Origin of the sequence: Morganella sp. B601 (assembly GCF_051172335.1) — a bacterium.
Lineage (GTDB): Bacteria > Pseudomonadota > Gammaproteobacteria > Enterobacterales > Enterobacteriaceae > Morganella > Morganella morganii.
Window position 1 is genome coordinate 113,643 of sequence record NZ_JBPIZE010000001.1, and the last position, 20,339, is coordinate 133,981.

At 56.0% G+C, this 20,339-nt stretch carries 19 protein-coding genes; 17 read left to right on the forward strand and 2 right to left on the reverse strand.

Going from position 1 to position 20,339, the window contains the following annotated elements; translation table 11 throughout:
• Positions 1-47: 47 nt before the first annotated feature.
• The 5 genes from rpoH (at position 48) to ACSBQN_RS00575 (ending at position 4,897) form a co-directional block, all read left to right on the forward strand.
• Positions 48-902: an RNA polymerase sigma factor RpoH gene (gene rpoH / locus ACSBQN_RS00555; protein WP_004236252.1), complete on the forward strand. Its 855-nt coding sequence runs from the start codon at positions 48-50 to the stop codon at positions 900-902.
• 75 nt (positions 903-977) lie between these two features.
• Positions 978-1,223, forward strand: a complete 246-nt coding sequence (locus tag ACSBQN_RS00560; protein WP_004236253.1) for a hypothetical protein — start codon at positions 978-980, stop codon at positions 1,221-1,223.
• A gap of 1 nt (position 1,224) precedes the next feature.
• Complete coding sequence (locus tag ACSBQN_RS00565) at positions 1,225-2,346, forward strand: sugar diacid recognition domain-containing protein (RefSeq protein ID WP_024474479.1); 1,122 nt, start codon at positions 1,225-1,227, stop codon at positions 2,344-2,346.
• A gap of 134 nt (positions 2,347-2,480) precedes the next feature.
• Positions 2,481-3,749 carry a GntP family permease gene (locus tag ACSBQN_RS00570; RefSeq protein WP_024474480.1) on the forward strand — a complete coding sequence of 423 codons (1,269 nt, stop codon included), beginning with the start codon at positions 2,481-2,483 and terminating at the stop codon, positions 3,747-3,749.
• Positions 3,750-3,760: 11 nt separating this feature from the next.
• Positions 3,761-4,897: a glycerate kinase gene (locus tag ACSBQN_RS00575; RefSeq protein ID WP_024474481.1), complete on the forward strand. Its 1,137-nt coding sequence runs from the start codon at positions 3,761-3,763 to the stop codon at positions 4,895-4,897.
• Positions 4,898-4,978: 81 nt separating this feature from the next.
• Here the strand turns inward: ACSBQN_RS00575 and ACSBQN_RS00580 are convergent, their stop codons facing one another.
• A complete protein-coding gene (locus ACSBQN_RS00580) occupies positions 4,979-5,467 on the reverse strand; it encodes a hypothetical protein (protein WP_354633149.1) in 489 nt (162 codons plus the stop codon).
• A gap of 434 nt (positions 5,468-5,901) precedes the next feature.
• Between ACSBQN_RS00580 and ACSBQN_RS00585 the strand changes: the two genes are divergently transcribed.
• Genes ACSBQN_RS00585 through livF form a run of 5 tightly spaced genes read left to right on the forward strand, consistent with a single transcriptional unit; the run spans position 5,902 to position 10,736 of the window.
• The gene (locus tag ACSBQN_RS00585; RefSeq protein ID WP_024474483.1) at positions 5,902-7,014 is read left to right on the forward strand and encodes a branched-chain amino acid ABC transporter substrate-binding protein; all 1,113 of its coding nucleotides are present in this window, start codon (positions 5,902-5,904) and stop codon (positions 7,012-7,014) included.
• Between the two features lie 47 nt (positions 7,015-7,061).
• Positions 7,062-7,988 carry a high-affinity branched-chain amino acid ABC transporter permease LivH gene (gene livH / locus ACSBQN_RS00590; protein WP_004236259.1) on the forward strand — a complete coding sequence of 309 codons (927 nt, stop codon included), beginning with the start codon at positions 7,062-7,064 and terminating at the stop codon, positions 7,986-7,988.
• The gene (locus ACSBQN_RS00595; RefSeq protein WP_024474484.1) at positions 7,985-9,268 is read left to right on the forward strand and encodes a high-affinity branched-chain amino acid ABC transporter permease LivM; all 1,284 of its coding nucleotides are present in this window, start codon (positions 7,985-7,987) and stop codon (positions 9,266-9,268) included. Before livH ends, ACSBQN_RS00595 begins: the two co-directional genes overlap by 4 nt.
• Complete coding sequence (livG, locus tag ACSBQN_RS00600) at positions 9,265-10,035, forward strand: high-affinity branched-chain amino acid ABC transporter ATP-binding protein LivG (RefSeq protein ID WP_354633150.1); 771 nt, start codon at positions 9,265-9,267, stop codon at positions 10,033-10,035. Before ACSBQN_RS00595 ends, livG begins: the two co-directional genes overlap by 4 nt.
• Positions 10,035-10,736 (forward strand): high-affinity branched-chain amino acid ABC transporter ATP-binding protein LivF, encoded by a 702-nt coding sequence (gene livF, locus ACSBQN_RS00605; RefSeq protein ID WP_004240560.1) that lies wholly within the window; start codon positions 10,035-10,037, stop codon positions 10,734-10,736. The genes livG and livF overlap by 1 nt, the downstream gene beginning before the upstream one ends.
• Here livF and ACSBQN_RS00610 read toward each other — a convergent pair.
• On the reverse strand, positions 10,721-11,584 hold the full coding sequence (locus ACSBQN_RS00610) for a tetratricopeptide repeat protein (RefSeq protein WP_024474487.1): 864 nt from the start codon (positions 11,582-11,584) through the stop codon (positions 10,721-10,723). The two genes, livF and ACSBQN_RS00610, sit on opposite strands and share 16 nt — an antisense overlap.
• 253 nt (positions 11,585-11,837) lie before the next feature.
• Between ACSBQN_RS00610 and ACSBQN_RS00615 the strand changes: the two genes are divergently transcribed.
• The 7 genes from ACSBQN_RS00615 to kdpE all read left to right on the forward strand — a co-directional run bounded on the left by ACSBQN_RS00615 (position 11,838) and on the right by kdpE (position 20,258).
• Positions 11,838-12,308 carry a GNAT family N-acetyltransferase gene (locus tag ACSBQN_RS00615; protein ID WP_024474488.1) on the forward strand — a complete coding sequence of 157 codons (471 nt, stop codon included), beginning with the start codon at positions 11,838-11,840 and terminating at the stop codon, positions 12,306-12,308.
• Positions 12,309-12,438: 130 nt separating this feature from the next.
• On the forward strand, positions 12,439-12,528 hold the full coding sequence (kdpF, locus tag ACSBQN_RS00620; protein ID WP_015422983.1) for a K(+)-transporting ATPase subunit F: 90 nt from the start codon (positions 12,439-12,441) through the stop codon (positions 12,526-12,528).
• The gene (gene kdpA / locus ACSBQN_RS00625) at positions 12,528-14,210 is read left to right on the forward strand and encodes a potassium-transporting ATPase subunit KdpA (RefSeq protein ID WP_004240554.1); all 1,683 of its coding nucleotides are present in this window, start codon (positions 12,528-12,530) and stop codon (positions 14,208-14,210) included. Before kdpF ends, kdpA begins: the two co-directional genes overlap by 1 nt.
• Positions 14,211-14,226: 16 nt before the next feature.
• Positions 14,227-16,275 (forward strand): potassium-transporting ATPase subunit KdpB, encoded by a 2,049-nt coding sequence (kdpB, locus tag ACSBQN_RS00630; protein WP_354633151.1) that lies wholly within the window; start codon positions 14,227-14,229, stop codon positions 16,273-16,275.
• 9 nt (positions 16,276-16,284) lie between these two features.
• Positions 16,285-16,875 carry a potassium-transporting ATPase subunit KdpC gene (gene kdpC / locus ACSBQN_RS00635; protein ID WP_152696782.1) on the forward strand — a complete coding sequence of 197 codons (591 nt, stop codon included), beginning with the start codon at positions 16,285-16,287 and terminating at the stop codon, positions 16,873-16,875.
• Between the two features lie 15 nt (positions 16,876-16,890).
• Positions 16,891-19,578, forward strand: a complete 2,688-nt coding sequence (kdpD, locus tag ACSBQN_RS00640; RefSeq protein WP_024474492.1) for a two-component system sensor histidine kinase KdpD — start codon at positions 16,891-16,893, stop codon at positions 19,576-19,578.
• Positions 19,575-20,258 carry a two-component system response regulator KdpE gene (kdpE, locus tag ACSBQN_RS00645; protein ID WP_024474493.1) on the forward strand — a complete coding sequence of 228 codons (684 nt, stop codon included), beginning with the start codon at positions 19,575-19,577 and terminating at the stop codon, positions 20,256-20,258. Before kdpD ends, kdpE begins: the two co-directional genes overlap by 4 nt.
• Positions 20,259-20,339 lie beyond the last annotated feature (81 nt).

A 20,339-nucleotide genomic window follows, 5' to 3' on the forward strand; every position in this document is an offset into this window, starting at 1 on the left:
CACCATTACCGTCTGCCGACGTCATTTTTATTTGTACTGAGGACTGAATGACTAAAGATACGCAATTCCCTGTTTTAGTTCCGCAAGGGAGCATTGAGGCCTATATCCGGGCAGCTAACCAGTATCCGATGCTGACAGCCGAAGAAGAAAAAGAGCTGGCTGAGCGTCTGTATTATGACGGCGACCTTGAGGCCGCGAAAAAACTGATCATGTCGCATCTGCGGTTTGTTATCCATGTCGCCCGCAGTTATTCAGGTTATGGCCTGCCTCAGGCGGATCTTATCCAGGAAGGCAACATCGGGCTGATGAAAGCCGTGCGCCGTTTTAACCCGGAAATGGGTGTGCGCCTGGTGTCGTTTGCGGTTCACTGGATCAAAGCTGAAATTCATGAGTATGTGCTGCGTAACTGGCGCATCGTTAAAATCGCCACCACCAAAGCACAGCGCAAACTGTTTTTTAATCTGCGCAAATCCAAAAAACGTCTGGGCTGGTTTAACCAGGACGAAGTGGAAATGGTGGCGAAAGAGTTGGGGGTAACCAGCAAAGATGTGCTGGAAATGGAATCCCGTATGGCGGCGCAGGACATGGCATTTGATATGTCCGATGACGACGACGGCGATCACCCTGTGGTGGCACCGGCACTGTTCCTGGAAGATAAATCCTCTGATTTCGCGGATGAAATCGAGGAAGATAACTGGGATAACCACGCCACGGACAAACTCACCCTGGCGATTGATTCACTGGATGAGCGCAGTCGTGACATTATCCGTGCCCGCTGGCTGGATGATGACAGCAAAACCACCCTCCAGGAACTGGCGGATAAATACGGCGTTTCTGCAGAGCGCGTCCGTCAGCTGGAAAAAAATGCCATGAAAAAACTGCGCGAGGCGATTGAGGGCTGATAACAATGCTCCCGTTTCCGCCGCAATCTGTTATGGTAGCCATAGTATTTTCTGATAATCACTGACGGGGATATTATGGCTTTTTCGTCTGAAGACAAGGCAGTTTTACTGGCGGTAAAGGGCGTGGGCACGAAAGTTATCGAACGCCTTGAGCAAATGGGTTTTTCTGATCTTAACCAGCTTGCCGCCGCAGATGCCCAATCCCTGCTGAGTGCCGGTGCGGCACTCACCGGCTCCACCTGCTGGCGCAACAGTCCGCTGGCCAGAAAAGCCATTGAGTCTGCCATTGCGGCAGCACGCCAGGCACAGAATCCGTCCTGATATGACACCGGTTCAGCTCGATCAGCGCACCGCCCGGCTGATTGTTCAGCGGGCGATGCAAATCCTCAGTTACTCCGTGAATGTGATGAATGCACAGGGAGTGATTATTGCGTCCGGTGACCCGCAGCGGGTCAATCAGCGTCACGAGGGTGCGGTGCTGGCGCTGACAGAAAACCGGATTGTGGAAATAGACGAAGCGACGGCTGCCACGCTGAAAGGCGTGAAACCGGGCATTAATCTGCCGGTGATTTTCCGCGATACCATGGTGGGTGTGGTCGGGATTTCCGGCAAACCGGATGAAGTGCGCAACTACGCCGAACTGGTGCGCATGGCGGCCGAATTAGTGCTGGAGCAGGCCGATCTGCTGGAAAAATCCCAGTGGGATCGTCGTTACCGTGATGAGCTGGTCAGCCAGCTGATAAGCCCGGAGCAGCAGCCGCAGTCAGTAAAATCCATCGCCGCCTATCTCGGGATCTCCCCAGATAAACCCCGCATTGCCCTGATCCTCGCACTGCCAGCGCCTGATCACGAGCAGTTTCACCGTCTGGTGGACTATATTGATAATCTGAAAATGGATCTGCTGGTCAGTATCCGGGGAATAAATTCCCTGGTGGTACTGAAACCGGTGGCCTGTGATGCGGATTTTCAGCCGCTCTCTCCGGTGCAGAAGCAGTTACAGGCACTGCGCCGCCAGCTGCCGGATCTGCTGATGTATGTCGGTGGTTTTTTTCACGGACACAATGGCCTGCACCGCTCCTGGCAGAGTGCCTGCGCTGTGCAGCAACTGGGGCAGACCCCGGCGTACAGCCGCCAGAAAACCATTTTTTATGATGAAGTTAAATTACCCGCGCTGTTACAGGGATTTCAGGAGAGCTGGCAGGCCGCTGAACTGGCTTCCGCCTGGCAGAAACTGAAAGCGGCGGACAGCCGCCGTGTGCTGTGTCATACCCTGAAGACCTATTTTGATCAGAATTGTGATCTGTCTCAAACCACAAAAACGCTGCATATTCACACAAATACCCTCCGTTACCGCCTTCAGCGTGTTGAATCGATTACTGGCTTAAATATCAATAAATTAGAATCAATGATTCAGCTTTATTTTGGTATTCTGACCGATCTGTGATTTGTGCGTTTGTACAAAATACGCGGTTTCAGCCCGTTCTTTTTTGTCGGAACCTCTCAAGCTTAACCTGATGGCTGCCGCCATAATGCATCCTGTTCTGTCCGAATAATCATAACTACAGCAGGAGTCTGCACATGGTGACTGTTTCAGCTTTGGGCGCAATGGTTGCGCTGGTCGTGGCGATAGGGTTAATACTGAAAAAAGTACCGCCGGTATACGGGATGATGGCGGGGGCGCTGGCCGGAGGATTGGTCGGCGGCGCGGATCTGGTGCAGACGGTGACACTGATGGTGACCGGTGCCCAGGGGATCACTAACGCGGTGCTGCGTATTCTGGCGGCGGGTGTGCTGGCCGGGGTACTGATTGAGTCCGGTGCGGCAAATACCATTGCGGAAACTATTGTCCGCAAAGTGGGTGAGAAGCGGGCGCTGCTGGCGCTGGCGGTGGCAACCCTGTTACTGACAGCCGTCGGTGTGTTTATCGACGTGGCGGTTATTACGGTTTCACCGATTGCACTGGCGATTGCGCACCGCGCGGATCTGTCCAAAATGGCGATTCTGCTGGCGATGATCGGCGGCGGTAAAGCGGGGAACGTGATGTCACCGAACCCGAACACCATTGCGGCGGCGGATAACTTTAACGTGCCGCTGACATCACTGATGGCGGCGGGGATTATCCCGGGCATTTTCGGGCTGATCGTGGCATATTTTCTGGCGAAGCGTCTGGTTCACCGTGGTTCAAAAGTGACACAGGAAGAGCTGATTGCGGCTCACCATGACGGCAGATTGCCGGGCTTCTGGGCGGCGATGAGTGCACCGTTGGTAGCTATTTTTCTGCTGTCACTGCGTCCGATCGCCGGTATCAGCATTGACCCGCTGATTGCGCTGCCGCTCGGCGGCCTGGCCGGTGCGCTGATTATGGGACGTATCCGTCAGTCCAATCACTTTATTACCTCCGGGCTGAGCCGGATGGCACCGGTGGCCATTATGCTGCTGGGAACCGGAACCCTGGCGGGGATTATCGCCAACTCCGGCCTGAAAGATGTGTTAATTAACGGCCTGACGGCGTCCGGTCTGCCATCCTATCTGCTGGCACCGATTTCCGGGGCACTGATGTCCATGGCAACCGCGTCCACCACAGCGGGTACGGCGGTGGCCTCTGCGGTATTCAGCTCCACGCTGCTTGATCTGGGTGTGAGTGCGCTGGCCGGGGCGGCGATGATCCACGCCGGTGCGGTGGTGCTCGACCAGATGCCGCACGGCAGCTTCTTCCATGCGACCGGCGGCAGTGTCAATATGCAGGTTCATGAGCGTCTGAAATTACTGCCTTACGAAACTATGGTGGGGCTGGTGATCGCGATTGTCTCCACACTGATTTTCGGTGTCTTCGGGTTTGGCGGGTAAAAGGATTAAGTATGAAAATAGTGATTGCACCGGATTCATTTAAAGAGAGTCTGACCGCCCTTCAGGTCGCCGATGCGGTGGAAGCGGGATTCAGAACCGTTTTCCCTGATGCGCAGTACATCAAACTGCCGATGGCGGACGGCGGCGAGGGCACAGTGGTCTCTATTATTGAAGCCACACAGGGAACACTGAAAGAAACCGAAGTCACGGCTCCGCTGGGGAATAAAGTGACCGGGTTTTACGGGCTGTCCGGCGATGGTAAAACCGCCATTATTGAGATGGCCGCAGCTTCCGGGTTACATCTGGTGCCTCCGGCACAGCGGGATCCGCGTGTGACCACCACCTTCGGCACCGGGGAACTTATCCTGGCGGCACTGGATGACGGCGCGGAGAAAATTATCCTCGGGATCGGCGGCAGTGCCACCAATGACGGTGGTGCCGGGATGATGCAGGCGCTGGGTGTGGTATTCCGTGATGAACAGGGGAACTCACTGCCGTTCGGTGGCAGTGCGCTGGCAAAACTGGCTTCCGTGGATCTATCCGGGCTGGATCCGCGTCTGGCGAAAACAGAGTTTGTGGTGGCCTGTGATGTGAATAATCCGCTGTGCGGGCCGAAAGGGGCATCCGCCACCTTCGGGCCGCAGAAAGGCGCGACACCGGCGATTGTCAGCGAGCTGGATGCGGCGCTGCGTCATTACGGGGAGGTAATTGAATCCCTGACCGGTAAGTCACTGAGTGATGTCGCGGGGGCCGGAGCGGCAGGCGGCATGGGCGTTCCGCTGATGGCATGGCTTGATGCCCGGATGCAGCCGGGCATCGAAATGGTGATCGAAACACTGGATCTGAACTCGGTGGTGAAAGATGCCGACCTGGTGATCACCGGGGAAGGACGGATGGACAGCCAGACGATTCAGGGAAAAACCCCGGCGGGTGTGGCGAAAGCCGCAAAAGCGCGGGGAATTCCGGTTATTGCGCTGGCTGGCGGGATGAGCGAGGACTATGCTGTCGTGCATGAGCACGGTATTGATGCGGTGTTTTCAGTGATCCCGCGGATTTGCTCTCTGGATGAGGCACTGGCACAGGCGGCGGTTAATATTGAAGTGGCCGCCCGCAATATCGCTGCGGTACTGGCGATGAAAATAGGATAAATCAGTAATATTCGTAGCGGGATTCCAGCGTGATCCCGCTGCTCTGAATGGCGGCGGAGCCTTCTAACTGAATGGCTTTGATCATGGTCTATAATTCGCAGTTTCCGTACGGATCCCATTTATAACAGGTGTAGGCGAAACCAGCCGGTTTTCCGCATTGCGGGTGTATTGCTGATCAATCTGTGTGCTCAGTACCGTGTCACCCGGGAGCACGTTACTGACAGTGATAGATGCCTGATCCGGTTTTTCCGGCACGAGTTGCGTGGTTTGCGTAATCGGTACCTGACCTTCTTCTATCGCCATTTCCCGGTATTCATAATCATATTGTGTCAGATCGCTGCACGGACCGAAGTGCAGTTTTTCTTTCACCCACAGGATAAGCCCCATTGAGCGGTAAGACGTGATAGTGATTGATTTTACCGGCCCGTAATATTTCGCACCGGTAATAATAAATGTATTTTGCCGGTTAATATCCTGTGCCGCATCATCACAGCGGCCGGGGGGGGGGGCGGCCACAGCGGTCAGCGGCAGCGCAAAAGTGAGCAGGAGCTTGCCCGTTAGTTTATTCATGTCGCGGACCATTCTATCAGTCATAGTGAACAGAAAACCCGGATCCGGATAAATCAATCAGTAAACTGAATCAGATAACGGGTTAATACTTCGCCGGATGAATCTAATAACAAAGAGAGATAATTGCTATCAGAATAGTGGGGAAAACTATTTTTCCGGCGGTGAATTTCCGCATTAAGTTATACTTAACGAATCATTAACCAGTTTATAACACTGTTTTTTGCCGAAAAAACACCCGATCACAACCGGATATTATCCTGTTAATGATGCAATAATCTCCTTTTCTGATTTGCTTTTCAGAATAAAAATCCTGTTTAATGAACTGAAAATAAAGCATTAATTAATGTAATGCGACTCATTATAACGGAACTTTAAAAAATACCGCACATGCTGACCGTCCGGTCACTGCAAAGCTAACCGATGGGGATGTTCTGATGAAAAAAACAATGAAAATGGCAATCATTGCCGGGGCTGTATCCTGTGCATTAAGTGCAGCGGCGTACGCTGAAGATATTAAAGTCGCGGTGGTGGGCGCTATGTCCGGACCGGTCGCACAATACGGTGATATGGAATTTACCGGTGCCCGCCAGGCGATTGAGGACATCAACGCCAAAGGCGGCATTAACGGCAATAAACTGGTGATCACCGAATACGATGACGCCTGTGACCCGAAACAGGCGGTGGCGGTCGCCAACAAAGTGATTAATGACGGCATGCGTTATGTGATCGGGCACCTCTGCTCCTCCTCCACACAACCCGCGTCAGATATTTATGAGGACGAAGGGATCCTGATGATCACCCCGGCGGCAACCAATGCGGACTTAACCACGCGCGGTTACAACCTGATCATGCGTACCACCGGCCTGGATTCTGACCAGGGTCCGACCGCCGCAAAATATATCCTCGAAAAAGTGAAACCGCAGCGCATTGCCGTGGTGCATGACAAACAGCAGTACGGTGAAGGCCTGGCGCGTTCCGTGAAAGACAATCTGAACAAAGCCGGGGTGAAAGAAGTGCTGTTTGAAGGGGTGACGGCGGGTGATAAAGATTTCTCCGCGCTGGTGGCGCGCCTGAAGAAAGAGAATGTCGATTTTGTCTATTTCGGCGGCTACTACCCGGAAATGGGACAGATTTTACGCCAGGCAAAACAGGCGGGGCTGAATATCCGCTTTATGGGGCCGGAAGGCGTGGGTAACTCCTCACTCTCCAACATTGCCGGTGACGCATCTGAAGGCATGCTGGTGACACTGCCGAAACGCTATGACCAGGTTCCTGCCAACAAACCGGTGGTGGATGCCCTGGCGGCGAAAAAACTGGATTCCACCGGGCCGTTTGTCTGGACAACCTATGCGGCACTGCAGTCCCTGACTACCGCGATGCAGCGCAGCGGCAGCATGGAGCCGGCGGATCTGGCCGCTGACCTGAAAGCTAAGCCGGTTGACACCGTAATGGGCGAACTGAGCTGGACACCAAACGGGGATCTGAAAGGTTTCGAGTTCGGCGTATTTGAATGGCACAAAGACGGAACCTCATCACCGCTGAACTGATCCGCAGCGGTGACTGATGCGGGCAGTGTGTTTCAGGGGAGTGCGCTATGTCAGAACAATTATTATATTTTACGCAGCAATTGCTGAACGGATTAACGCTGGGAAGCACTTATGCCCTGATCGCCATCGGTTACACCATGGTGTACGGCATTATCGGTATGATTAACTTTGCCCACGGCGAAGTGTATATGATCGGCAGTTACGTCTCGTTTATTGTGATTGCCGGGCTGATGATGTTGGGGATTGATGTCGGCTGGCTGTTAATTACTGCTGCATTTATTACAGCGATAATTATTGCCAGTGCCTATGGCTGGAGTATCGAACGGGTCGCTTACCGGCCCGTCCGTCACTCAAAACGGCTGATTGCCCTGATTTCGGCGATCGGGATGTCCATTTTTCTGCAAAACTTTGTCAGCCTTTCCCAGGGTTCCCGCGATCTCGCGCTGCCCGGGCTGATTAACGGCCGCTGGACCTTCGGGGAGAGCGGCGGTTTCTCCGCCACGGTTTCCGCTATGCAGATCACCATCTGGGTGGTGACGGTGCTGGCAATGCTGGCGCTGACCCTCTTTATCCGTTACTCACGGATGGGACGCGCTTGCCGGGCCTGTGCGGAAGATCTGAAAATGGCCGGTTTACTCGGGATCAACACCGATCGTGTGATTGCACTGACCTTTGTGATCGGTGCGGCGATGGCGGCGGTGGCCGGGGTGCTGCTGGGGCAGTTTTACGGCGTGATCAACCCGTACATCGGCTTTATGGCCGGGATGAAAGCCTTTACCGCAGCGGTTCTCGGCGGAATCGGCAGTATTCCGGGGGCGATGATCGGCGGGGTGATCCTCGGTGTATCAGAAGCTATGACCTCCGCCTATTTCAGTACGGAATATAAAGATGTGGTTTCATTCGGCTTGCTTATCCTTGTGTTACTGGTGATGCCGACCGGGATCCTCGGGCGTCCGGAGGTTGAAAAGGTATGACAAAATCTCACTGGATCAACGCCATTGTTGCCACCGCAACGCTGTTTGTGCTGGCCTCCGTGATGATGGGGCTGCAATTGTCCCTCGACGGCACCCGTCTGATTGTCCGCAACGCCGATGCTGTCCGCTGGGAGTGGATCGGCACCGGTTGTGTGATTGTCTTTATCTTTCAGCTGGTGCGCCCGTCACTGAAAAAACTGACGGCGCGTCTGCCGAAAAGCAGCTGCTCGCTGCCGGGTTTTGACGGCTCCACCAATACGCAGAAAATTATTGCCGGACTGATTATTATCGCTGCCATTATCTGGCCGTTTATGGTGTCACGCGGCAGTGTGGATATCGCCACCTTAACCCTTATCTATGTGATGCTCGGACTCGGGCTGAATGTGGTGGTCGGGCTGTCCGGCCTGCTGGTGCTGGGCTACGCCGGATTTTACGCCATCGGGGCATACACCTACGGACTGATGAACCACTATTTCGGCTGGGGATTCTGGCAGAGTCTGCCGCTGGCCGGTATTGCCGCGGCGTTGTCCGGCCTGCTGCTCGGCTTCCCTGTGCTGCGGCTGCGCGGGGACTATCTGGCGATTGTGACACTTGGCTTCGGGGAAATTGTCCGTATTCTGCTGCTGAATAATACGGAGTTTACCGGCGGGCCGAACGGCATCAGCCAGATCCCGAAACCGACCCTGTTCGGACTGGAGTTCAGCCGGACCGCCAAAGAGGGCGGATGGGATACTTTCCATAATTTCTTCGGTCTGTCGTATGACCCGGGCGATCGCATTATCTTCCTGTATCTGGTTGCGCTGCTGCTGGTACTGATAACACTGTTTATTATCAACCGGTTACTGAGAATGCCGCTGGGCAGGGCCTGGGAAGCGCTGCGCGAGGATGAAATTGCCTGCCGTTCGCTGGGACTCAGCCCGACACGTATCAAACTGACGGCATTTACCATCAGTGCGGCCTTTGCCGGGGTGGCGGGAACTTTATTTGCCGCCCGTCAGGGCTTTATCAGCCCGGAATCCTTTACCTTCACGGAATCAGCCTTTGTGCTGGCCGTGGTGGTGCTGGGCGGTATGGGCTCACAAACCTCTGTCATTCTGGCTGCTGTTATTCTGGTGGTTTCCAGGGAAATGATGCGTGATCTGAACGCTTACAGCATGCTGTTGCTCGGGGCGCTGATGGTGCTGATGATGGTCTGGCGGCCGCAGGGATTACTGCCGGTGTCGCGCCCGCACCTGAAAGTCAGCACAACGGATGCGGAAAAAACCGGAGGTGCGCAATGACCGATACCTTATTGCAGGTCTCCGGCCTGACCATGCGTTTCGGCGGGTTGCTGGCGGTGAACAATGTGTCGCTGGAACTGAACCCGGGTGAGATAGTCTCTCTGATCGGCCCCAACGGTGCGGGAAAAACCACGATCTTCAATTGCCTGACCGGCTTCTACAAACCGGCGGGCGGGCAGATCCTGCTGCGCGGAAAACCGGTGCAGGGATTATCCGGACAGGCAATCGCCCGGCTCGGTATGATCCGCACCTTCCAGCATGTGCGTTTATTCCGGGAAATGACGGTGATTGAAAACCTGCTGGTGGCACAGCATCAGCATCATAAAAGCGGATTACTTGCCGGACTGCTGACGCTGCCTTCATTCCGCCGTGATCAGCGCGAAGCCACGGAGCGTGCGGTGATGTGGCTGGACAGAATCGGGCTGACAGCGCTGGCGAACCGCCAGGCGGGTAACCTGGCGTATGGTCAGCAGCGGCGGCTGGAAATTGCCCGCTGTATGGTGACCCGGCCGGATATTCTGATGCTGGATGAACCTGCGGCCGGGCTGAACCCGAAAGAAACGGACGATCTGGATGCACTGATCGCGGAACTGCGGGCAGAGCACGGCGTGTCTGTCCTGCTGATCGAACATGATATGAAACTGGTGATGGGGATTTCAGACCGGATCTATGTGGTGAACCAGGGAACGCCGCTGGCAAGCGGCACCCCGGCGGCGATCCGCAACCATCCGGATGTGATCCGCGCGTATCTGGGGGAGGCATACTGATGCTGGAATTTATAAATGTCTCCGCGCAGTACGGTAAAATTCAGGCGCTGCATGAAGTCAGCCTGTCGGTGCGCAAAGGGGAAATAGTCACCCTGATCGGCGCGAACGGTGCGGGGAAAACCACACTGCTCAGCACGCTGTGCGGGGAACCGCGGGCGACCACCGGCGAGATCCGCTACCTCGGGGAGAACATCACGGCACTGCCGACGGCGCAGATCATGCGCAAAGATATTGCACTGGTGCCGGAAGGGCGGCGGGTGTTCGGGCGGATGACGGTGGAAGAAAATCTGGCCATGGGCGGATTTTTTGCATCCAAAACGCAGTATCAGGCACGGATTGCTCAGGTATATGAGCTTTTCCCGAGGCTTCAGGAACGCCGCCATCAGCGGGCGGGTACCATGTCCGGCGGTGAGCAGCAGATGCTGGCTATCGGCCGCGCGCTGATGAGCAGCCCTCAGCTGTTACTGCTGGATGAACCGTCTCTCGGGCTGGCGCCGATTATCATCATGCAGATTTTCGATACCATCCGTGAACTGCGCGATGCGGGTATGACAATCTTCCTGGTCGAACAGAATGCCAACCAGGCGCTGAAACTGGCAGACAGAGGTTATGTGCTTGAAAACGGGCGGGTCGTGCTGGAGGATACCGGTCAGGCGCTGCTGGTGAATGAAGCGGTCAGAAGTGCCTATCTGGGCGGCTGATCGGATGACTGTTTTCCGGAAAAAATCTGACGGAATTTGTCCTCATTTTCTGTCAGATTTTTTACCCACGGGCAGGCTTCCGGCTCACCGTTGTCACAGGAGGCTTTCATCAGTGCCACACCTTTTTCATAATCCTGAGCCACGCCGTGTCCCCGGAGATACATCATCGCGAGGTAAAACTGAGCGGGGCCGTGTGACTGTGCTGCCGCTCTCTCATAAAAATTCCGGGCAATAACGCAATCACCGCGTTCACAGCCTTTTCCGCGATAATACATCACCCCCGGCTGATAAAGCGCATCCGGCTGATCCTGTGATGCGGCTTTCTCGAACCAGGTTCTGGCTTTGCTGACATCCTGCTCCGCACCTTCGGCATATAAAAACATCATCCCCAGCTGATACTGGGCAACCGCCATATTCTGCCTGGCGGCCTGTTCAAACCAGTAATGTGCCAGCACCATCTCTTTGCTGTCTCGGTTATTTAAATCAGTAAGATGAAGATACACATTGGCCAGATTCACCTGTCCCGGCGCGTATTTCTGTACTGCGGCTTTTTCAAACCAGACTTTGGCTTCCTGTAATGATGTCACGGACTGATCGCTGAGCAGGATCAGTTTTCCCAGCTCATTCTGGGCATAAGGATTGTTCTGTTCCGCTGCTTTCCGGTACCAGTATTTGGCCTGCACAATATCCTGTTTTGCGCGGAAGGTATCGGCCAGCGTTATCTGCGCGGTAATATTGCCGCTCAGTGCTCTGGCTTCGGTCTGCTGTATTGCTGCCTGTTTTGCCTGAAGCGGGGCGGCAGCAAACAGTAAGGCAAACAGGAGTCCTGCGGTTATGGCGGTTTTCATTACACATCCTGTTATTGATTTTCCGGCGGATATCACGCCCTGAACATTGTAAGGGGCGGATAAGTCCGGGTAAATCAGTCCGGGACTACGTATTTATGGGCGGATGCTCTCTGATGGTGCACTGCAATGGTGCAGGGCGGTATTTTCCGCAACGGAAACCGGCGGATCCGGCGGGCAGCAAAAGCGGAATGATTATTGCAGCGATGATAACCGACAGCCGGGACTTTCCCGTCTGCAGCGACAAGAGGCACTGATGACTGAATATAATTTTGTAATAAAAACGGATGATTTATCCTCACCGCAAACCGGCGCACTGATTGCTCTGCATTTACAGGGGATGGCACAGAATACGCCGCAGGAGCATGTTTACGCGCTCGGTAAAAACGGCCTGCGGGCGGATAACATCCGTGTCTGGAGTGTGTGGGACGGTGACCGTATCGCGGCTGTCGGGGCGCTGAAACAAATTTCTGCCGCACAGGGCGAGATAAAATCGATGCGGGCTCACCCGGATTTTCGCGGCAAAGGGGCGGGTAAACTGCTATTGCTGCATATTATTGCACAGGCAAAACAGTGCGGCATGACCCGCCTGAGCCTGGAGACCGGCTGCCATCCGGATTTTGAACCGGCACTGGCACTGTACCGGCGCTGCGGTTTTCAGTCCGGGGCGGCGTTTGGTGATTATCAGGCCGGTGAACATAATCAGTTTTTCCATCTGGATCTTTGATAACAGGGCGGGTTTACGGAAACCCGCATTTTTATACTTTTTTTATACCTTTCCCGCCGAATTTTGCGACATCTTTGCACCCGCTTTTCTAGACTCAATGATGAATACCTCACACATGTAAGGACAAGTTATGAGTCTGGCTCTTATTGCAGGCATCGCCGGTACATTACTGCTGCTGGCATACCTCCTTTATGCCCTGATTAATGCGGAGAAATTCTGATGGCCGCGAATGCCTTTTTACTTATCGCCGGGTTTCTGATTGTTTTGCTGATTGCGGCAAAACTGCTCAGTAACCTGCTGGTCTGCTTTATTGACGGTACACCGCTGCCGGTTCTGCGCCGTGTGGAAGGTGTGCTGTGGCGCTTTGCGGGGATTGGCCGCGACGAGATGCGCTGGCAGGGATATCTGACAGCACTGCTGCTGTTTAATGCGCTGGGACTGATTTTCCTGACGGCGATCCTGATGCTGCAGGCGGATTTACCACTCAATCCGCGTCACTTCCCGGGGATGTCATGGGATCTGGCGCTGAACACGGCGGTCAGTTTTGTCACTAATACCAACTGGCAGTCTTACAGCGGGGAATCCGCAGTCAGCTATTTCAGTCAGATGGCCGGACTGACAGTACAGAACTTCCTGTCTGCCGCCACCGGTATTGCTGTGGCGTTTGCCCTGATCCGCGCTCTGTGCCGCCGTTCTGTGCAGACACTTGGCAATGCGTGGGCGGATCTGACCCGCATCACGCTGTGGCTGCTGCTGCCGCTCTCCGTGATTATTGCGCTGTTCTTTATTTCGCAGGGCGTGATTCAGAACTTCCATGACTACCAGACCATTATCACCCCGGAAGGCGTGCAGCAGGTGCTGCCGATGGGGCCGGTGGCCTCCCAGGAAGCGATTAAACTGCTCGGTACCAACGGCGGCGGCTTCTTCGGTGCCAACTCAGCGCATCCGTTTGAAAACCCGACCGCACTGACCAACTTTGTGCAGATGCTGGCGATTTTCCTGATCCCGGCGGCACTCTGTTTTGCATTCGGGCGCTGTGCCGGTAACCCGGGCCAGGGCCGTGCACTGCTGGCCGCGATGACCATTGTCTTTGTTGCCGCCGCTGTGGCGGTGATGTGGAGCGAAACTCACGGTAATCCGGCTTTTGCGGGGATGGGAATCGACAGCACCTTCAATATGGAAGGGAAAGAGAGCCGCTTCGGTATCCTTGCCACCGGGCTGTTTGTGGCGGTGACCACTGCCGCCTCCTGTGGTGCGGTGAACAGCATGCATGATTCCCTGACTCCGCTGGGCGGCCTGGTACCGCTGTGGCTGATGCAGATCGGTGAAGTGATCTTCGGCGGCGTGGGTGCCGGTTTCTACGGCATGATGCTGTTTGTCTTCCTCGCCGTTTTCATCGCCGGACTGATGATTGGCCGTACGCCGGAATACCTCAGCAAAAAAATCGAGGTGCGGGAGATGAAACTGACCGCGCTGGCGATTCTGGTCACCCCGGCGCTGGTTCTCGGCGGTACGGCGCTGGCGATGATGACGGAGGCCGGACGCGGCGCGATGCTTAACCCGGGCGCTCACGGCTTCAGTGAAGTGCTGTATGCCCTCTCATCCGCTTCAAATAATAACGGCAGTGCCTTTGCCGGGCTGAGCACCAACACTCCGTTCTGGAACCTGCTGCTGGCATTCTGCATGCTCGCGGGCCGCTTCGTGGTGATTGCGCTGGTGATGATGCTGGCAGGCTCGCTGGTCAGCAAAACTATCCGGACCGCCGGAGCAGGTACACTGCCGACAACCGGGCCGCTGTTTACCGGGCTGCTGATCGCCGCAATATTGCTGATCGGCGCACTGACCTTTGTTCCTGCACTGGCACTGGGGCCGGTGGCGGAATTTCTTGATTTACTTAAGTGATTGACGGGAGAACACCATGAGTCGTCAGACACAGCGATTATTTGAACCCGCACTGGTGCGCCGCGCACTGCCGGATGCATTCCGCAAGCTCTCGCCGGTGGTGCAGTGGCAGAACCCGGTGATGTTTATTGTCTGGTGCGGCAGCCTGCTGACCACACTGCTGGCTGCGGGAATGTTAAGCGGGCTTATCAGCGGTAACGGCGGATTTACCCTCACCGTCGCCCTGTGGCTGTGGTTTACCGTGCTGTTTGCCAACTTCGCCGAAGCGCTGGCGGAAGGGCGCAGCAAAGCGCAGGCCGACAGCCTGAAAGGGATGAAAAAAACCAGCCGTGCACGGCGTCTGCATGCGGCACAGCGCGACAGTGGTTTTGATATGGTCTCCGCTGATACCCTGCGCAAAGGGGACTTGGTGCTGGTGGAAGCAGGGGATCTGATCCCGTGTGATGGTACTGTGCTGGAAGGCGGTGCATCTGTGGATGAGAGCGCAATTACCGGGGAATCAGCCCCGGTGATCCGCGAATCCGGCGGCGATTTTGCCTCTGTTACCGGCGGTACCCGGATTCTGTCCGACTGGCTGATTATTGAGTGCAGTGCCAACCCGGGCGATAGCTTCCTTGACCGCATGATCAGCATGGTCGAAGGTGCGAAACGCAGCAAAACGCCGAACGAGATTGCCCTGACCATCCTGCTGGCTGCGCTGAGTATTGTGTTCCTGCTGGCGGTGGCGACACTCTGGCCATTTACTGCCTATACCGGCCATCCGGTCACTCTGACAGTGATGATCGCGCTGCTGGTCTGTCTGATCCCGACCACCATCAGCGGCCTGCTTTCGGCTATTGGTGTGGCAGGGATGAGCCGTATGCTGGCCGCCAATGTTATCGCCAACAGCGGACGCGCGGTGGAAGCCGCCGGGGATGTGGACGTGCTGCTGCTGGACAAAACCGGCACCATTACGCTGGGCAACCGCCAGGCCTCTGCTTTCCTGGCCGCACCCGGTGTGGATGAAAGAACGCTGGCGGATGCAGCTCAGTTGTCATCACTGGCGGATGAAACCCCGGAAGGGCGTAGTATCGTGGTGCTGGCAAAACAGCGTTTCAGCCTGCGGGCGCGGGATCTGGAAAGCCTGAATGCGACCTTTATTCCGTTTACCGCCCAGACCCGCATGAGCGGCATCAATGTGGACGGACGCACTATCCGTAAAGGTTCGGTGGATGCTATCCGCCGCTATATTGAGGCTAACCACGGTCATTTCCCTGCACAGGTCGACAAACTGGTGGAAGAGGTTGCACGCAGCGGCGGTACTCCGCTGGTAGTGGCCGAAGAGCATCGTGTGCTCGGGGTGATCGCCCTGAAAGACATCGTAAAAGGCGGGATCCGCGAACGCTTTGCACAACTGCGCCAGATGGGTATCAAAACCGTGATGATCACGGGGGATAACCGGCTGACTGCTGCGGCGATTGCCGCCGAAGCCGGGGTGGATGATTTCCTGGCGGAAGCCACCCCGGAAGCCAAACTGGCGCTGATCCGTCAGTATCAGAAAGAAGGGCGGCTGGTGGCAATGACCGGCGACGGCACCAATGATGCGCCTGCTCTGGCGCAGGCGGATGTCGCGGTGGCAATGAACTCAGGCACCCAGGCGGCAAAAGAGGCGGGGAATATGGTCGATCTGGACTCCAACCCGACCAAGCTGATTGAAGTGGTGCATATCGGCAAACAGATGCTGATGACACGCGGCTCGCTGACCACATTCAGTATCTCCAATGATATCGCCAAGTATTTTGCCATTATCCCGGCGGCGTTTGCGGTGACCTATCCGCAACTGGATGCGCTCAATATCATGCGTCTGCATTCACCGGATTCCGCCATGTTAAGTGCGGTTATTTTCAACGCCCTGATTATTGTCTTTCTGATCCCGCTGGCGCTGAAAGGGGTGCCGTACCATGCCCTGAGCGCCGCACAGATGTTACGCCGTAATCTGTGGATCTACGGTCTGGGTGGCCTGGTTGTGCCGTTTATCGGTATAAAATTGATAGATATGTTACTGACCCTGACAGGGTTAGTATAAGGATAAACAATGAGTCAGATACGTCCCGCAATCATAATATTTCTGGTTCTGGCACTGGTAACAGGGGTATTTTATCCTCTGCTGACCACCTCGCTCGGAGAATGGTGGTTTGCCCGCCAGGCCAACGGCTCACTGATTGAAGTGAATAACGAAGTCAAAGGCTCGGTGCTGATCGGCCAGCAGTTCACACAGCCCGGCTATTTTCACGGACGCCCGTCAGAAACAGCAGAGCATCCGTATAATGCCCTGAGTTCCGGCGGCAGCAACCTGAGCACCGGTAACCCGGAACTGTTACAGCGGGTGGCGCAGCGGGCAGAAACATTAAGGGCGGAAAACCCGGATGCTTCCCGTTTGGTGCCGGTTGACCTGGTGACCGCCTCTGCCAGCGGGCTGGATCCGGATATCTCTCCGGAGGCCGCTTACTGGCAGGCTGCGCGGGTGGCCAAAGCACGTAATATGACACAGGCGGAGGTGGAAAAACTGATCCGTGAACATATCACCACTCCGGTGCCTGCGTTTACCGGTGTGCCGGTCGTGAATGTGCTGGCACTGAATCTGGCACTGGATGCACATGCGGCGGACAAAACCAGCCTGAACTAACGGAAGGACAGCATTATGTATGAAGAGCCACTGCGTCCCGATCCTGACCAGTTACTGGCACAGGTCACAGAGCGCCCGCGCGGAAAACTGAAGATCTTCTTCGGCGCCTGTGCGGGTGTCGGGAAAACCTACGCCATGCTGAAGGAGGCGCAGCGGCTGCGTGAACAGGGCATCGATGTGCTGGCCGGGGTGGTGGAAACCCACGGCCGCAGTGAAACCGCTGCCTTGCTGGAAGGGCTGCGCATTCTGCCGCTGAAAAAGCACAACTACCGGGGACGGCAGGTGGCGGGGTTCGATCTCGACCGCGCGCTGGCAATCCATCCGGCGGTGATCCTGATGGACGAACTGGCGCACACCAACATCCCCGGCGCCCGCCACCCGAAACGCTGGCAGGATGTGGAAGAGCTGCTCAATGCCGGGATCGATGTCCTCACCACCATCAATGTGCAGCATCTGGAAAGCCTGAACGACATTGTCGGCGGCGTGACCGGTGTTCGTGTGCGCGAAACCGTACCGGACCCGGTGTTTGATGCCGCCGATGAAATCGTGCTGGTGGATTTAACGCCGGACGACCTGCTCGACAGACTGCGCGAGGGTAAAGTGTATCTCCCTGCTCAGGCGGAGCGGGCGATTGAGCACTTTTTCCGCAAAGGTAATCTGCTGGCACTGCGTGAACTGGCGCTGCGGCGGACCACCGACCGTGTCGATGAACAGATGCGCGCCTGGCGGGAGCGGAAAGGGCAGGAGAAAGTCTGGCACACCCGGGATGCGATTCTGGTCTGTCTGCGTCCGGACGGCGGCAATGAAAAACTGGTGCGTGCCGCAGCCCGGCTGGCGGCACGGCTCGGCAGTGACTGGCATGCGATTTTTGTCGAAACTCCCGCACGGCATAAACTGCCGTCACCGCAGCGGCGTACTATCCTCACCACCCTGTCGCTGGCGCAGCAACTGGGGGCCACCACCGCAACCCTGGCGGAGCCGGAAGAGAGCCGCGCGGTGATCCGCTATGCGCGGGAGAACAACCTCGGCAAAATTATGATTGTCCGCCATGAGCGGACATCCTGGTGGCGGCGCGACAAATTACAGGAACAGCTCAGCCGCAGTGCCGCTGATCTGGATGTGGTGATGATCGCTCCGCAGGACCGGCAGCCGGAAAACCGCGAAAAATTCAGCGACAACCGGCCGTTCCTGGATAAACACAAAACCGATTTACAGGGTTGTGTTGTTGCGGCACTGATTTGTGCCGTCACTACCCTGATGGCGCATCACTGGCTGATGGCCTTTGATAACGCCAACCTGGTAATGCTCTATATCCTGGGCGTGGTGGTGGTGGCGCGGTTTTACGGGCGCTGGCCATCTGTGTTTGCCACCATTATTAACGTTATCAGCTTTGATATCTTTCTTATCAACCCGAAAGGCACGCTGGCTGTCTCGGATATGCAGTATCTGCTTACCTTCGCGGTGATGATGACCGTCGGGCTGGTGATCGGCAGCCTGACTGCCGGTGTCCGTTATCAGGCTCGGGTGGCGCGTTACCGTGAGCAGCGCACCTGGCATCTGTATGAAATGTCGAAAGCGCTGGCGGTGGCGCGGGAATCTGATGATATCGCGTCTGTCAGTTGTCACTTTATCAGCCACAGCCTGCATGCCCGCTGCGAAATGCTGCTGCCGGATGAGCAGGGTAACCTGATCCCGGCCGGGGGCGGGGTGGCGGATAACGGCCGTGACGATGCCATCATCCGCTGGAGTTATGACAAAGGCCAGCCCGCCGGGTTCGGCACCGGCACACTGCCCGGCGTGCCGTATCAGATTTTGCCGGTCTGCACGACAGAGAAAGTGTACGGCGTGGTGATTGTGGAGCCGTATAACCGCCGTCAGTTGCTGATCCCCGAACAACAGCGGCTGCTGGAAACTCTGATCCTGCTGGCAGCCGGGGCGCTGGAACGCCGCACGCTGACAGAGCGTGAGGCGCAGTCGCGGCTGGTCAGTGAACGCGAGCAGGTGCGTAACTCGCTGCTGGCAGCGCTGTCCCATGATCTGCGCACACCGCTGACCGTGCTGTTTGGTCAGGCAGAAATTCTGACACTGGATCTGACCAGCGAAGGCTCGCCGTATGCCGCGCAGGCCAATGAGATCCGCCAGCACATCCTCAGCACCACGCGGCTGGTCAATAACCTGCTGGATATGGCGCGGATCCAGTCCGGCGGCTTTAATCTCAATAAAGAGTGGCTGCCGCTGGAAGAGGTGATCGGCAGTGCCCTTCAAATGCTGAAACCGCGTTTTGACACAGATTCGGTGCAGATTGACCTCAATGACCCGATGCAGCTGATTTGCGCGGATGGCCCGCTGTTTGAACGGGTGTTGATCAATCTGCTGGAAAACGCGATAAAATACGCCGGGCCGCAGGCGCAGATTGGCATCCGCTCGCGGTTGTCGGACAATATGATTGATATTGAAGTCTGGGATAACGGCCCGGGTATCCCGGCCGGACAGGAAGCACAGATATTTGAGAAATTTTCGCGCGGCCAGAAAGAATCCGCCATTCCGGGGATTGGCCTCGGGCTGGCTATCTGCCGGGCGATTGCCGAAGTGCACGGCGGCACTATTTTAGCCGGAAACCGTGACGGGGGTGGCGCAAGCTTCCATATCCGTCTACCCTGTGAAGACCCGCCCGTGATTGATGAAGATGATAACCCGTTGTGACCACTGTACTGATTATTGAAGATGAAAAAGGGATCCGCCGCCTTCTGCGCACTGCGCTGGAAGGGGATTCTGTGCGTGTGTTTGAAGCGGAAGATCTGGCACGCGGGCTGGTGGAAGCAGCGACCCGCAAACCGGATCTGGTGATCCTCGACCTCGGTCTGCCGGATGGTGACGGCATCACCTTTGTGCAGGAATTCCGTCAGTGGAGTTCCGTGCCGGTGCTGGTGCTTTCCGCCCGTGACAGTGAGCATGACAAAATTGCCGCCCTGGATGCCGGGGCGGATGACTATATGACCAAACCCTTTGGTGTCGGCGAGTTACAGGCGCGGCTGCGGGTGCTGATGCGCCGCTATCCCGGCAGCGAAAAAAATGATCCTGTTTATGAATTCGGGGATATCTGTGTGGATATTGCCGGGCGTCAGGTCAGGAAAGGCGGGGAAGAAGTGCATCTCACGCCGATTGAATTCCGTCTGCTGACCATTCTTATCGGCCACAGCGGCAAAGTGCTGACTCAGCGGCAACTGCTCAATGAAGTGTGGGGGCCGAACGCCGTCGAACACGCCCACTACCTGCGTATTTACATGGGACATCTGCGCCAGAAACTGGAAACGGATCCGGCCCGTCCTCAGCATTTCATCACTGAAACCGGTATCGGTTACCGGTTTGTATCCGTTCCCTGAATACCTCTCCGGCCTTTTTTTTACCTCCGTCACTGTTATAGGAAAACTGTTATGTTTTCCGGCAGTTTTTATCGTTTACAT